The organism is Ruminococcus sp. AF37-20, from assembly GCF_003460465.1.
GTDB lineage: Bacteria > Bacillota > Clostridia > Oscillospirales > Ruminococcaceae > Hominimerdicola > Hominimerdicola aceti.
Map to the genome: position 1 here is coordinate 21,468 of NZ_QTVE01000002.1, position 14,677 is coordinate 36,144.

The window sequence follows — 14,677 nt, forward strand, 5'->3', positions numbered from 1 at the left end:
AATAAAGCATGAGCAAACAATTTTTTCACGAAAGAAAGTGGTATTATGTGGTTCGTGTTTGCGCTTCTCTCCGCTGTTTTCGCAGCGCTCACCTCTGTCCTTGCAAAGGTCGGCATTGAAGGAGTAAACTCAAATCTTGCCACCGCACTGCGTACCTGCGTTGTGCTTGCTATGGCATGGCTCATGGTGTTCATCACCCACGCACAAAGCGGTATAGGCTCTATAGGCAGAAAAAGCTGGGTATTCCTTATCCTTTCAGGACTTGCAACAGGTGCTTCGTGGCTATGCTATTATAAGGCTATCCAAATGGGCAGCGTTTCAAAGGTCGCCCCCATAGACAAGCTCAGCGTTGTCATCACCCTTATCCTTGCAGTGATATTTCTCCACGAGGACTTCACAGTAAAATCAGCCATAGGTGCGGTGCTTATCACTGCAGGCACAGTATTAATGGTACTATAAGGAGAACGCCATGATAATAAGACCAGTTACCGAGAAGGACGCTCACGAGCTTCTTGAAATATACCGTCCCTACGTTGAGGACACCGCCATAACATTCGAGTATGACGTCCCCTCTGTGGAGGAGTTTTCCGACCGGATCCGCCGCATATCCGCAAATTATCCCTACATAGCCGCAGTAGAAAACGGCAAAATAGCAGGCTACGCCTATGCAGGCGTTTTCAAAAACAGAGCCGCCTATGATTGGTCGGTTGAAGTCACAGTCTATGTAAAAAAAGGACTTCACCGCAAAGGCATAGGTGCAAAACTCTACGCCGCCCTTGAAAAGCTCCTTGCGGCACAGCATATAACGAACCTCTATGCCTGCGTCGCCTATCCCGAAAAAGAAGACGAGTATCTCACCTTTGACAGCGTAAAGTTCCATGAAAAAATGGGCTATGCCATAGTGGGCACTTTCCATAGATGTGCCTTTAAGTTCAACAAGTGCTATCATATGGTTTGGCTCGAAAAAATACTCACCCAGACCGATACCACCCCTCTGCCCGTTATCCCATTTTCCAAACTCGATAAAGCCTTAATTAACAAAATAGTTCTTGAATAAAGGCAGAAAATATGATAAAATAATACCATTCTGTCTGTTAGGGAGCGTAAAAATGGATCTTCAGGAATTAAGAAATGAAATAAACGATATAGACAGCCAGCTTCAGGAGCTTTTCAATAAGCGAATGCAGATAAGCTTCAAGGTGGCTGAGTATAAGATAGCAAACAATATGCCTGTTTTTCAGAGCAAGCGTGAAAACGAGATACTTGACCATGTAACAGAAAGCTCACCAAAGGGCTTGGAAAGTGCGTCAAGAGTGTTCTTCCAAAACATCATGGATATTTCAAAGTGCCGTCAGTACCAGGAGTTTTTTGCAGACTCAGATAAGATAGAGTACAAAAAGTTGGACTTGACAGGCCATAAAAAAGTCGCTGTACCGGGTACCACAGGCTCATATTCACATATAGCCTGCAAGCAGATATTCAGCGACTTTGAGCCAATGTTCTTTGAAGATTTTGAGGACGTTTTTTCATCAGTTGAAAACGGCTCAGCGGATTTCGGCATACTTCCCATAGCAAATTCCACCGCAGGCTCAGTTGGTCAGACCTACGAGCTTATGAAAAAGCATGACTTCAAGATATGCGCAGCAACTAAGGTAAAGATCTCCCACTGCCTTGCCGTAAAAAAAGGCACACGCTTTGAGGATATCAAAATAGTCTATTCCCATGAGCAGGCACTCAGTCAGTGTTCTGAGTTTCTTTCTCAGAACGGACTTAAAAGCCATAAATACGCAAATACTGCACTTGCGGCGTGCTACATAAAAGAAAGCAATGAACCATATGCCGCTATCTGCTCAGAAGCCTGCGCACAGCAGAACGACCTTGAGATACTCAGGCATAATATAGCCAACGCCGCCGAGAATTACACTAAATTCATTCTCATCTCGAAGGAAACTCTCTGCTCGGAAAATGCTGACATCGTGTCAGTGTCCTTGGCTCTGCCACATACCTCATCTGCACTTTACAGACTTCTCACCAAATTCTCCGTGGCAGGTCTTAACCTTTCCATGATAGAGAGCCGCCCTATCGCAAACACCGATTTTGACGTTGTTTTCTATCTCGATTTTGAGGGAGCAATAACCTCTCCGGACGTGGCAAAGCTTATGAGCGAGCTTAATTCAGAGCTTTCATATTTCAAATTTTTAGGCAACTACGAGGAAATTTAACAGTACGATTTTTAGGACAGGAGGAACAAAAATGCGTATAGGACACGGCTATGACGTCCACAGACTGACCGAGGGCAGAAAGCTCATTCTCGGCGGCGTGGATATACCATATGAAAAGGGACTTTTAGGACATTCCGATGCAGACGTCCTTGCCCACGCCATAATGGATTCCATACTTGGTGCATTGGCACTGGGCGATATCGGCAAGCTTTTCCCCGATAATGACCCCGACTATGAGGGTGCAGACAGTATGAAGCTCATGGAAAAAGTCATAAGCGTTATGACCGAAAAAGGCTGGAAAATAGGCAATATAGACTCCACCATCTGCGCACAGAAGCCGAAGCTTGCCCCCTATATCACCTCCATGCGAGAGCGTATAGCAGAAGCCTGCGGCTGCGATATTTCACAAATATCAGTTAAAGCCACCACAGAAGAAAAACTAGGCTTCACAGGCGAGGAACTAGGCATATCCGCCACAGCGGTCTGCCTGCTTGAAAAAATTTGATACAAAACCAAAAGGACTGCTGTCTTAAACCACAGCAGTCCTTTTTTATTGCTACTTTGCCTTATGCGCAACTCCGTCATTGTTAATGTTATATCCGTCAACAGTAGTGTTTATGAGCATCATGCCATAATCATTGAAATAATATCGCTTTCCGCCTATCTTCTTCCAACCTGTCACAACAGTGCCGTTCTTGTTGTTGTAGAACTTCTGCCCACGCCAGCTTACCCAGCCTGACTTCAGATAGCCGTCCTCACCGAAGTTGTAATACTTGTCGTCAATATACACAGGACCTCTCAACGCAACACCATTCTGCAGAAAATATTTCTTTCCGTCAATAGTCGTCCATTCATTCTGCAAAACATGATCGCTGTCAAAATAAAACTCCGTTCCGTCTATTTCTCTCCAGCCTGAAACTGCCTTGCCATCGCCGTCAAAATAATAGGTCTTGTCACCGGCTGTTACCCACTTGTCTTTCTGAGCGCCGTTCTTGTCAATGTAGTAAAGCCCTGAATCATCACTGAACAGCCCCTTTGAAAGCTTGCCGTCATTGTCAAAATGATACAGCTTGTCTTCAATAGTGTGCCAACCTGTAAGTGCAGCCTCGTCCTCACCAATGTAGTAAATTTTTCCCTTTGAAGTAACAAACTCCGACTTAGCCCAAGAGCCGTCCTCTTTCTTGAACTTCCATTCAGCGTCTATCTTAACGATCCCGTCTGCAAGCACGCCCTCGTTTGAGAAGGTGTATTTCTTGTCCTCGTCCTCCTCAAATTCGCCAACAGCCGCCGCACCTGTCAGACCAAAATAATATCTCTTTCCGTCAATGGTCTTCCAGCCCGTAGCCTTCTTGCCGGTTTCCTCATCAAAGTAGAAGTAATAGCCGTTTATTTTATGAAATCCAGTGCAAAGAGTGTGATCAGAGTAGAAATAATACTGATAGAACACCGCCCCACCGAATTTTTCATAAACCTTTCTGTCATAAGCATTGAATGTCTTTTCGCCGAATTTGTCCGCAAGCTCCTCAAGCTTTTGGGTCTCTTTTTCGTCAGGCTTCTCGTCCTTTTTGTAATCGTCCTTCTCAAACTTCACAAGCTTTGAAACATTGGATTTGAACTCTTTTATTTTCTTTTTCTCATCATCAGTGTACTGATCCGTATTCGTCCAGCCTGTCGCCGCCACATGGGTCTTTTTATCAAAATAGTAAGTATCTTCGTCAATATCCTCCCAGCCGTCAGCCACAACGCCGCCTCTGCCGAAGTAATAAACATTTCCGCCTATCTCGTTCCAGCCGGAGAGGAGGCGATTTTTCTTATCAAAGTAATAATACTTGTCCTTGATCTTGGTAAAGCCCTTGCCTGCCGAGCCGTCGCCCTTGAAATAATACTTCTCAGGCGGTTCTTCATACCAGCCCTTAGTCATTTTACCGTCATCAGCAAAATGATATCTGTTCTTGTCAATTGTTATCCAGCCCTTGACCATTTCACAGCTGTCATTGAAATAATAGCTCTCACCGTCTATCTCCGCAAAGCCCTGAGCGCAAGCCCCTGTAGCTTCATCAGAATAGTAATACTTCTTTTCAAGCTCCATCCAGCCCTTGTGAACAGCACCGCTCTCAGAAAAATAATACTTCTTTCCGTCAATGTCCTGCCAGCCTGTGGCCATGTGACCGTCGTCATCATCAAAATAGTATATCTTGCCCTCTATCTCAACAAAGCCCTTGGCCATCTCACCGCTCTTGAGAAAATAATACTGAACATTGTTTATCTTTGCCCAGCCTGTCACACGCTTGCCGCTCTCGTCATAGTAATAACCGCCGTCGCTGTCAAAACCCGTGTCAGGGAAGCCGTGATCGTCAAAGTAGTATTCACCGCCGTTTATCTCGCAAAGACCAGTCCTGAAAATACCCGACTCCTCAGAGAAATAATATTCCTCTCCCTTTATTTTCATTTTTCCACGCTGAACAACGCCGTCTTTGACATAGTAAGTGTCCCCACGATACTTGTGCCAGCCGTCAGCCATAGCGTTGCCCTTGTCGTCAAAAAGATAGCAGGTGTTGTCTATTATCTGATAGCCAAGCGCCCTTTCGCCCGTCTCCTTGACAATATAATAAGTCGAGCCGTCATGGGTGTGCCAGCCCGAAGCATAATAAGCGCCGTAATATAAATATCCGCCAAAGCCTGCTCCCATAACGATAGTGCAAGCTGCAGCCACAGCGATCATTTTTTTCTTATCGCTTTTCAGCACCTCATTATATCTGTTGCAAAAATCATTGCCCTCATTGCTGTTTATACTCATAAAGATCCTTCCTGAATTTACACAGTTCTAGTTAGTACAATTATATCACAACAAAATAATAATTTCAATACCGCCGCCCCAATTTTCACACCCCTCACACATAAAAAGCTGCACAGTCCAAATAACTGTATAGCTCATAAAACAAATACCCAAGATAAATGGGCTGTCAAGGACTCCAGCCCCTACAATTTCTCGTGACCGCAATTTATCTGTAGTGGCGAACAACGTTCGCCCGTCCACCCCACAACATCTCAGCTACGCCACGACCCCCACGCCACAAGCTTTCTCGCCCTCCCCTTTGTCTATTCTGACAGATAAATTACTCATTTCTTACATCACAATACTTGCGTTCATACAGATAATATGTTATAATATATTATGTATATTTATAAATCTAAAGGAGGCTTATTTATGGATCAGCTTATAAAATTACTGAAAAACAACGCCCGTATCACAAACAGTGAGCTTGCCGTTCTTCTTGATAAAACAGAAGAGCAGGTTGCAGCGGATATCGCCAAGCTTGAAGCAGACGGCGTAATAAAGGGCTATTCCGCGATCGTTGACGAAAGTGCCTATGACCCTAATTCAGTTTTCGCTCTTATAGAACTTAAAGTCACCCCACAGTCACAGTCAGGCTTTGACGAGATAGCAAACCAGATCGCAAGCTATGAGCAGGTGGAGTCCGTCCGCCTTATGTCAGGTGCTTATGATATAATCGTTGCCGTGAACGGTGCAAACATCAGGGATATCTCACAGTTTGTTTCCCAAAGACTTGCCACTATCGACGCTGTCCAGTCCACCGCCACACACTTCGTGCTAAAGGTCTATAAAGACAACGGCATCATGATAAGCACAGATGATAAAGACGAAAGAGGTTTGATCTCCCCATGATAGATTATAATAAAGTGCTTTGCCCTGCCATAAAGGAAATGAAGCCCTCAGGTATCAGAAAATTTTTCGATATCGCACAGCAGCTGGAGGGCGTTATCTCCCTTGGCGTTGGCGAGCCTGACTTCAAAACTCCGTGGCTAATACGTCAGGAAGCTATCTCAACTTTGGAAAAAGGCAAGACCTGCTATACTGCAAACGCAGGTCTGATCGCTCTCCGTGAAGAAATAGCCAAGTATTTTCAGCGTACTATCCACACAAGCTATGACCCTAATAAGGAAATAATCGTCACTGTTGGCGGTTCTGAAGCTATCGACCTTACCATAAGATGCCTTATCCAACCCGGCGATGAAGTCCTTATAGTCGAACCGTCCTTTGTCTGTTATCGTCCTATCGTTTCCCTATGCGGCGGCGTTCCCGTGGTCATAGAAACAAAGGAAGAAAACGAGTTCCGACTTACAGCAGACGAGCTTCGTGAAAAAATAACCGACAAAACCAAGCTCCTTGTCCTGCCCTATCCTAATAACCCAACAGGTGCGATAATGCGCCGTGAGGATCTCGAAGCTATCGCAAAGGTGCTTAAAGATACCAATATCATGATAGCCTCAGACGAGATATATTCCGAGCTTACATATTCAGGCAAGCATTGCTCTATCGCAGAAATAGAGGGTATGCGTGAGCGTACTATCGTCATAAACGGCTTTTCCAAAAGCTTTGCAATGACAGGCTGGCGGCTTGGCTTCCTTGGCGGACCAAAAGAGATAGTGTCCCAAATGCTCAAGCTTCATCAGTATGCTATCATGTCCTCCCCTACTGTCAGCCAGTATGCCGCTATCGTTGCCATGCACAGTTGTCAGAAGGATATAGATGCCATGCGTAACGAGTATAATATCCGCCGTCGCTTTGTGGTGGATTCTTTCAATAAGCTTGGTCTTAAATGCTTTGCACCACAAGGCGCATTCTATGTTTTCCCTTGTATCAAAAGCACAGGCATGACAAGCACCGACTTCTGCGAAAAACTTGTTTACACCAAAAAGGTAGCCGTCGTGCCGGGAGATGCTTTCGGCGAGTGCGGAGAGGGCTATGTGCGTGTCTCCTACGCCTATTCCCTTAACCACCTGAGAGAGGCTATCAAACGTATCGGAGAATTTTTAGAGGATATCAAAAATGGTAACGTGCAGTAATTTAAAAATAAAAGCCTACGGAAAAATAAATCTTGCATTGGACATCGTTGGTAAACGTGATGACGGCTACCATATGCTAAATACTGTCATGCAGTCAGTGTCCTGCTTCGACCTCTTGGACTTCACACTCTCTGAGGGCGAGGGCATAGAGCTTACCTGCAAACTTGACAGCTTTCCAAAGGGCGATGATAATATCATCACAAAAGCCTACCATGCCTTTGCCGACTTCACCCATATCGACTTCGGCTGTAAAATAACAGTGAATGTGGATAAAAACCTCCCCTCACAAGCCGGCATGGGCGGAGGAAGTGCAGACGCCGCCGCTACCCTTAGAGCCTTGGACTTCATGTTTGATACAAGGCTCACCGATGAACAGCTCTGCTCCATAGGCGTGGCTCTGGGTGCAGACGTGCCTTTCTGTATTACAGGCGGCACAAGGCTCTGTCAGGGCGTTGGCGAAATAATGAGCAACCTGCCCTCACCCGACTGCGCTTTTGTCATAATAAAGCCCGATGTGGGTATCTCCACCCCAGAAGCTTTCAAAAAGTATGACAGCATTTCAAACCCAAAACGCTGTAATATGGACGTCCTGCTGAGATATATCGGCGGCGGAAAGCTTTTCGGCATATGCTCAAACCTTTTCAATGTGCTGGAATATGCCGCCGACCGTGAGGAGATAGCTCATGCAGTGCAGGAGCTTAAAAACAGCGGAGCGCTCTCCGCCCTTATGACAGGAAGCGGCTCAGCCGTTTTTGGAGTTTTCCCCGACATCGCTTCCGCACAAACAGCCGCAGAAAAGCTGTCAGGCTGGAGCTATAAGTGCGTTTGTCAGCCTGTAAAGCAGGGCTGGGAATTTGTATATTAATGAGGTGAAATAAGTGAGCAGAAATAAATGCAGAATTTGCGGATACAGATTTAAAAGCGACGATGAGATAATTTGTCCTGAGTGCTTCACAGCCCGTGACGAGGATATAAGCTGTAACAGCTTTTCAGGTGACCTGCACTCTCATGATCTCCGTGCCGATAACGAGCAGGACGGCTGGTTCGGTCAGTCTGAAAATGACACCTTCAAAGAAGAAAAGAACGATTTCGTGTCCGAGGAACGTAAAGAGGAATCAAGGGACGAGAATTTCCAAAGCACCTATACCCCACCTAAAAACCCGACCCCTCCACCAAGCTATTCAGCTTCAAGAGCCGAAAAGCTTGCCGCCCTCAATAACTACAGCCAACAGCGTGCAAGCTATAACCGCCCAAACAACAGCTCCTATAGCTTCAACGCCACGAACATAAATCACTCTAACAAAAAGAATGGCGGCAAAGGCTGCGTCACCGCCGTTGTTATAATCATTATCCTCATGTCCGTTATCCCCACACTTTTTAGCTTTTTTTCAAGCAAGCTCATCTCCGACAGATATGACGACTATGACTATGACTACGATTATGACGATACCTATAGTGAAGCCGAAGATGACTACACCGACCATTCCAACCTCTATGTAGCGCAAGACGCTGAGGACGGTACCTACAGCGTTCAGTATCAAGGCTATACTCTCACCGAACGTAAAGTAAGCGACCTGACCGATGAGGAAAGAAACTCCCTTTCAGGCGGTATTATAAGCGGTGACACAGTATGGGAAATAGATCTCGACCTTGATGTTAATGTCAGTGATAGCGACAGACAGGTTAAATTTACCTTTGCCTACAACACCGCCTATGACGAAAACGATAATTCATTTTTCTCAAACAACTTCTTCCCCGGTGAAAGCGACTACGACGACGATATGACCTATACGATCAAGTTCCTCGTCCCAGCCGATTCAAAGCGCACCACGTTCACTGCCTGCTTCCAGAATGACGATTGGATAACAGATTCATTCCAGTTTGAGATCCCGCTTGACAAAAACGCAGACTCATCAGGCGACCTATCCTCTGACTCCTACACCAAAATAGGCGGAGTTGACACAGCAGCATGAACGATATCCTTAAAAGCTGTACCCTCTGCCCAAGAGAGTGCAAAGTGAACCGATACGAGCATAAAGGCTTCTGCGGTGAAACTGCCAAAGTAAGGATAGCCCGAGCCGAGCTTCATATGTGGGAAGAACCTTGTATCAGCGGCACAAAAGGCTCAGGCACAGTATTTTTCTCAGGCTGCTGTCTGAAATGCTGTTTCTGCCAGAACTACGAAATATCCGCTCAGAGCAAAGGCTTTGAGCTTACCGAGCAAGAACTTGCAGACACTTTTCTGCGGCTTCAATCAATGGGCGCAAACAATATAAACCTCGTCAATCCCACTCATTTCGTTCCGCAAATAATCAAAGTGCTCGACCTCTGTAAAGGTAAGCTCACTATCCCCGTGGTCTATAACAGCGGCGGTTATGAAAAGCCCCAAACGCTGGAGCTTCTTCGTGGCTATGTGCAGATATTTCTACCCGACCTTAAATATTTTGACCCTACAATTTCGGATAAATATTCCCAAGCCGCAGACTATTTTGAAAACGCCGCTGCTTCAATACATAAAATGGCGGAGCTTTCAGGCAAGCCAACCTTTGACGAAAAGGGCATAATGCAGAGCGGCACAATAGTCCGACACCTTGTCCTCCCTACCCACCGTAAAGACTCCATAAAGCTTATGGAGTGGCTGGGCAAAAATTTTGCCAAAAACGAGATAATGATAAGTCTTATGAGCCAGTTCACCCCCGTGTATAAAGCCTTTGACTACAAAGAGCTTTGCCGTAAGACATCAACTTTCGAGTATAACACCGTCATTGACGCCGTGAACAAATACGGTTTCGAGGGTTTTGTCCAAAGCCGCACCTCCGCCGCCAAAGATTTTATCCCCAAATTTTATGACGAAAAATACTACTGATATGCAATTTTTTATCGGACTGTCATGCTAACATAGACAGCCCGATATTTTTTGTAATAAAATTGTTATACATTCCCTATTGACATTTTGAACAAAAAAGTTTATAATGTTAATGTAAGTTTGGTAAAACAAACTTGAATGGGGTAACTTATGGGGTAAACATTAGTCACCAACCGTAAAAAGGGCAGCAAAATTGCCGCCTGCATATAAGTTATCGAAAAGAGGTCATGCAAATGTCAAAGGCTTTCGGTTCAAGATATTCCATTGAAAATTCCGAGGAAGCAAAGGAGTATTTTGAGTTTGTAAAGGACCTGCTTGACAGCGATGTTGTAAACGAAATGAAAAATTTTCGTCATCACTATAGTACGACTTGCTATCAGCATTGCATCAATGTATCCTACTATAACTATCTCGTTTGCAGAAAATTGGGACTAAATTCAAGATCCGCAGCAAGAGCAGGTCTTCTTCACGATCTGTTTCTTTATGATTGGCGGGATCGTGAGAAGAAAAAAGGCGAAATGCCTCACGGAATGACCCACCCAAAGGTCGCACTCAACAATGCGAAACAGCATTTTGAGATAGGCAAGCGTGAGGAGGATATGATAGTCAAGCATATGTGGCCGCTGACCCTGAAATTCCCTAAATACGCTGAATCTTACGTTATCGTGTGTATCGACAAATACACCGCAATGTTGGAAATAGGCTCTTATTTGGGTCAGAAAATGAAAGAAAAAGCGAAAGCAATGCGAACAAAACAGCATTAAACCAAAGCGGACAGGCACACACCTGTCCGCTTTTTTGTACCTTTATATATACGATCATCTGTACAATTTCTCGTACTCTTGTTTAAACGTAAAAAAGACCGCCCCTAAGATAAGGGACGGTCTTTCCCGTTTATCAGGCAAAATAAACGGATATTGGTGTTTAGTGAATGTCGTTGTAAAGTGCAATGTAATCCTTGGCGGACTTTGTCCAACTGAAATTCTGCTTGAGCGCAGTGTTCACAAGTCTGCCCCACTTCATCTTGTCATCATAGTATGCCCTGGCTCTAACAACAGCGTCAAGCATATCATGTGCATTGTAAGACTTGAAAGTAAAGCCGTTTCCATTCTTGTCGCCTGCGTCATGGATACTGTCTCTCAAACCGCCTGTCTCTCTTACGATAGGTATAGTACCATATCTCAGAGCGATCATCTGAGCCAAACCGCAAGGCTCGCTCTGCGACGGCATAAGGAACATATCCGCACCAGCGTATATCTTCTTGGACAGCTCAGGCACAAAACCAATGGTCAGACCCACTCTGTCAGGATAACGATAATGCATTTCGCTGAAAAAGTCCTCGTATATCTTCTCGCCCGAACCAAGAATAGCAAACTTGCAGCCAAGCCTGATGATGTCCTCAAACACATACTTGATAAGGTCAAGACCCTTGTGTGAAACAAATCTCGTTACGATACCGATAACAGGCTCTTTTCCATGTGCCATGCCAAGCTCGCTGAGCAAAGCGTGCTTGCAAACAGCCTTGCCCGTCTTGTCATTCAAACTATAATTCTTAGCAATAACAGGATCAGTTGCAGGATCATAGATCTTCTGATCTATTCCGTTGAGTATTCCGCAAAGCTTGTATTGCTTGTTCACAAGCTCCCTGTCAAGACCATGTGAATACCAAGGATCAAGTATCTCCCAAGCATAGCTTGGCGAAACTGTCGTCACCTTGTCAGCCGTTTCAATGGCAGCCTTCATGAAGTTCACATCACCGTCATATGAAAGCAGATCCGTATGATAAAGCGGAATGCCCATTATGTCGTTGATAAGTTCTAAGCCATATTGTCCCTGATACTGAATATTGTGTATGGTAAATACCGTCTTGATATCCTCATAACCCTGCTGATAGCGGTAGAAAATATCATAATAAACAGGAACAAGCGCCGTCTGCCAGTCGTTGGCGTTTATAACATTTGGCTTAAAATCGATGTATCTCAGCAGCTCGAGAACTGCCCTTGAGAAGAATATAAATCTCTCAGCATCATCATAAAAGCCATACAGACCGTTTCTCTGGAAGTAATACTCATTATCCAAAAGATAATAAGTCACTCCGTTCACAACGCCTGTAAAAACGCCGCAGTATTGATTTCTCCATGCCACCGGCACAGTGAAATTCGTAACATATGTCAGCTTGTCCTTTAGCTCCTGCCTGATGGAGCTGTAATAAGGTATCACGACTCTGCAATCGTGACCCTCGGCATTGATCGCCGCAGGCAGTGAGCCTGCAACATCAGCCAATCCACCTGAAGCAATAAAAGGCAAAGCCTCACTTGCAGTATAAAGTATGTTCATATCCGAACCCTCTTTCCTAAGTCATTGCGACCTTTTTATACAGAAGCTCCCTTTCCTACATACATAGGATACTGCGGCGAGCTTGTAAGGATATGGTTTTCACAGATAGAAACGTTCTTGTCTGTGATAAGATAGTTAAGCTCAGCATTGTCACCAACAACAGTGCCCTGCATAAGGATACAGTTCTTGACCTTTGCACCCTTGCCTACCTTAACGCCTCTGAACAGTACAGAGTTCTCTACCTCGCCCTCTATGATACAGCCGTCAGCAATAAGAGAATTTGATACCTTGCTGTCCAGATCGTACTTAACAGGAGCGTTGTCGCTTACCTTTGTGTAGATAGAACGCTTTGGAACAAACAGCTTGCGTGCATTCTCAGGTTCAAGCAGAGCCATGTTTGACTTAAAGTAGCTTTCAGGGCTGTTGAGCTTGCTGAAATAGTTATCATACTCGTAGATCTTTATCTTAAGCTCTCTGCACTTCTCCTGAAGAATATTTCTCTCAAAGCTTACATTTCCTCTAGCCATTGCGTCATTAACAGTTTCAATAAGGAAATCCATTGACATAACGAACACATTAAGGCTCGTTGTGCAAGTTCCGCTGATGTCAGGATTGATAAGAACAGAGGTCACGTTCTTGTCAGCGTCAACGTTGAATACAGTTGAAGTCTTTATCTCATCAGAGCTGTAAACGCCGGTGTGTGCAACAGCAGTGATGTCAGCACCGCTTTCAATGTGAGCCGCAACGATAGGCTTGTAGTCAATGTTTGTAACAACGTCGCAGTCTGAAAGGATAACATATTTAGCTCTTGAGTGCTTGATAAAGCTCATTGCACCATAAAGAGCCTCTATCCTGCCTCTGTAAAGAGTGCTTTCAACGTTGCCGAATGGAGGCAGAATATAAAGTCCGCCCTTCTTTCTTGCCAGATCCCACTCTCTTGCAGAGCCGAGGTGATCCAGAAGTGACTGATAGTTAGATTTTGTTATAACACCGACCTCGCTTATGCCGCTGTTTACCATGTTAGACAGTGGGAAGTCGATAAGGCGGTATCTTCCGCCGAACATTACAGAACCCATAGTTCTGTTCTTTGTCATGTCGCCAAGAGTCGTGTCGTGCATATTAGCGAAAACAAGACCCAGTACGTTACCCATATTTACATCCATGTTTACTCGGTCCTTTCTTAGATATTCTCGTAAATTATTGCCTTAGGTGCAACAACACTGCCGTCAGAAACGGTCAGATTATTGCCCACTACAGCAACGCCCCATGAGTCCTTGTCCTCGATAGTTTCAGGTCTTGCACCGATCTGAGCGTTCTCACCGATAACAGTGTTCTCGCCAACGATAGCATACTCGACCTTTGCACCCTTCTTGACAACTGCGCCAGGCATAAGGATAGAATCCAGTATCTCAGCGCCCTCCTCAACAGTAACGCCGTCAGAGATCATTGAGAACTCTACAGAGCCGTCGATAACGCAGCCCTCTGTTACCATAGAGTTCTGTACCTGAGCGTTCTTTCCTATGCTCTGAGGTGGCATAACAGGGTTTCTTGAGTATATCTTCCAACTTGTGTCATAAAGATCGATAGGAATGTTAGGATTGATAAGGTCCATATTTGCTTCCCAAAGAGAGTCGATAGTTCCAACGTCCTTCCAGTAGCCGTCAAAACGATAAGCCACAAGCTTCTCGCCTGCTTCTCTCATGTCAGGGATAATGTTCTTGCCGAAGTCCTTTGAAGCTTCCTTGTCGTTCTCATTAGCGATAAGATAAGCTTTCAGCTTCTTCCAAGTGAATATGTAGATACCCATTGAAGCAAGGGTTGAACGAGGGTTCTTTGGCTTTTCCTCGAAGTCTATGATGTTGTCGTCCTCGTCTGTTATCATGATGCCGAAACGTGAAGCCTCTTCCTTTGGAACGTCCAGAACAGCGATAGTAGCGTCAGCGTTCTTAGCCTTGTGATATTCAAGCATCTTGTTGTAATCCATTTTGTAGATATGGTCGCCTGAAAGAACAACAACATACTCAGGGTCATATCTGTCTACAAAAGCGATATTCTGATAAATAGCGTTTGCAGTACCTGAATACCAATCAGCTCCTGAAGCTGTCTGATAAGGAGGAAGCACATGAACGCCTCCATGTATTCTGTCAAGATCCCAAGGCTGACCGTTTCCAATGTACTCATTGAGTACCAATGGCTGATACTGTGTCAGCACGCCCACTGTGTCGATACCTGAATTGATACAGTTCGAGAGAGGGAAATCAATGATACGATACTTAGCACCGAAAGGTACTGCCGGTTTTGCAACGCTCTGTGTCAGGGCATACAATCTGCTTCCCTGACCGCCTGCCAGCAGCATTGCAACACATTCTTTTTTGTTGAACAT

Annotated in this window: 14 protein-coding genes; 10 read left to right on the forward strand and 4 right to left on the reverse strand. The window is 45.0% G+C overall.

Going from position 1 to position 14,677, the window contains the following annotated elements; all coding sequences use genetic code 11:
- Positions 1 to 45 precede the first annotated feature (45 nt).
- From DW015_RS01280 to ispF, 4 genes are read left to right on the forward strand one after another with little or no spacing between them, the layout of a single operon-like run.
- Positions 46 to 459: an EamA family transporter gene (locus DW015_RS01280; RefSeq protein WP_181979810.1), complete on the forward strand. Its 414-nt coding sequence runs from the start codon at positions 46 to 48 to the stop codon at positions 457 to 459.
- Positions 460 to 469: 10 nt separating this feature from the next.
- Positions 470 to 1,057 carry a GNAT family N-acetyltransferase gene (locus DW015_RS01285; RefSeq protein ID WP_117903653.1) on the forward strand — a complete coding sequence of 196 codons (588 nt, stop codon included), beginning with the start codon at positions 470 to 472 and terminating at the stop codon, positions 1,055 to 1,057.
- A 52-nt stretch (positions 1,058 to 1,109) separates the two neighbouring features.
- Positions 1,110 to 2,222 (forward strand): bifunctional chorismate mutase/prephenate dehydratase, encoded by a 1,113-nt coding sequence (locus tag DW015_RS01290; RefSeq protein WP_022287075.1) that lies wholly within the window; start codon positions 1,110 to 1,112, stop codon positions 2,220 to 2,222.
- Positions 2,223 to 2,253: 31 nt separating this feature from the next.
- Positions 2,254 to 2,727 carry a 2-C-methyl-D-erythritol 2,4-cyclodiphosphate synthase gene (gene ispF, locus DW015_RS01295; RefSeq protein WP_117903655.1) on the forward strand — a complete coding sequence of 158 codons (474 nt, stop codon included), beginning with the start codon at positions 2,254 to 2,256 and terminating at the stop codon, positions 2,725 to 2,727.
- 51 nt (positions 2,728 to 2,778) lie between these two features.
- Here ispF and DW015_RS01300 read toward each other — a convergent pair whose 3' ends face one another.
- Entirely contained in the window at positions 2,779 to 5,019 is a 2,241-nt protein-coding gene (locus DW015_RS01300) for a cell wall-binding protein (protein WP_117903657.1), read from the reverse strand.
- A 411-nt stretch (positions 5,020 to 5,430) separates the two neighbouring features.
- Between DW015_RS01300 and DW015_RS01305 the strand changes: the two genes are divergently transcribed.
- From DW015_RS01305 to DW015_RS01330, 6 genes are all read left to right on the forward strand, one after another.
- Entirely contained in the window at positions 5,431 to 5,910 is a 480-nt protein-coding gene (locus DW015_RS01305) for an Lrp/AsnC family transcriptional regulator (RefSeq protein ID WP_022287945.1), read from the forward strand.
- On the forward strand, positions 5,907 to 7,091 hold the full coding sequence (locus tag DW015_RS01310; RefSeq protein WP_022287946.1) for an aminotransferase class I/II-fold pyridoxal phosphate-dependent enzyme: 1,185 nt from the start codon (positions 5,907 to 5,909) through the stop codon (positions 7,089 to 7,091). Before DW015_RS01305 ends, DW015_RS01310 begins: the two co-directional genes overlap by 4 nt.
- Positions 7,075 to 7,956, forward strand: coding sequence for a 4-(cytidine 5'-diphospho)-2-C-methyl-D-erythritol kinase (ispE, locus tag DW015_RS01315; RefSeq protein ID WP_117903659.1), 882 nt, complete (start codon positions 7,075 to 7,077; stop codon positions 7,954 to 7,956). The genes DW015_RS01310 and ispE overlap by 17 nt, the downstream gene beginning before the upstream one ends.
- 13 nt (positions 7,957 to 7,969) lie before the next feature.
- The gene (locus tag DW015_RS01320) at positions 7,970 to 9,064 is read left to right on the forward strand and encodes a hypothetical protein (protein ID WP_117903661.1); all 1,095 of its coding nucleotides are present in this window, start codon (positions 7,970 to 7,972) and stop codon (positions 9,062 to 9,064) included.
- A complete protein-coding gene (locus DW015_RS01325) occupies positions 9,061 to 9,957 on the forward strand; it encodes a radical SAM protein (protein ID WP_117903663.1) in 897 nt (298 codons plus the stop codon). Before DW015_RS01320 ends, DW015_RS01325 begins: the two co-directional genes overlap by 4 nt.
- A gap of 233 nt (positions 9,958 to 10,190) precedes the next feature.
- A complete protein-coding gene (locus DW015_RS01330; protein WP_022287950.1) occupies positions 10,191 to 10,721 on the forward strand; it encodes an HDIG domain-containing metalloprotein in 531 nt (176 codons plus the stop codon).
- Between the two features lie 160 nt (positions 10,722 to 10,881).
- Here DW015_RS01330 and DW015_RS01335 read toward each other — a convergent pair whose 3' ends face one another.
- From DW015_RS01335 to DW015_RS01345, 3 genes are read right to left on the reverse strand one after another with little or no spacing between them, the layout of a single operon-like run.
- Positions 10,882 to 12,294 (reverse strand): glycogen/starch synthase, encoded by a 1,413-nt coding sequence (locus tag DW015_RS01335; RefSeq protein WP_022287951.1) that lies wholly within the window; start codon positions 12,292 to 12,294, stop codon positions 10,882 to 10,884.
- 35 nt (positions 12,295 to 12,329) lie between these two features.
- Positions 12,330 to 13,457, reverse strand: a complete 1,128-nt coding sequence (gene glgD, locus DW015_RS01340; protein ID WP_117903665.1) for a glucose-1-phosphate adenylyltransferase subunit GlgD — start codon at positions 13,455 to 13,457, stop codon at positions 12,330 to 12,332.
- Between the two features lie 17 nt (positions 13,458 to 13,474).
- Positions 13,475 to 14,677 carry a glucose-1-phosphate adenylyltransferase gene (locus DW015_RS01345; RefSeq protein WP_022287953.1) on the reverse strand — a complete coding sequence of 401 codons (1,203 nt, stop codon included), beginning with the start codon at positions 14,675 to 14,677 and terminating at the stop codon, positions 13,475 to 13,477.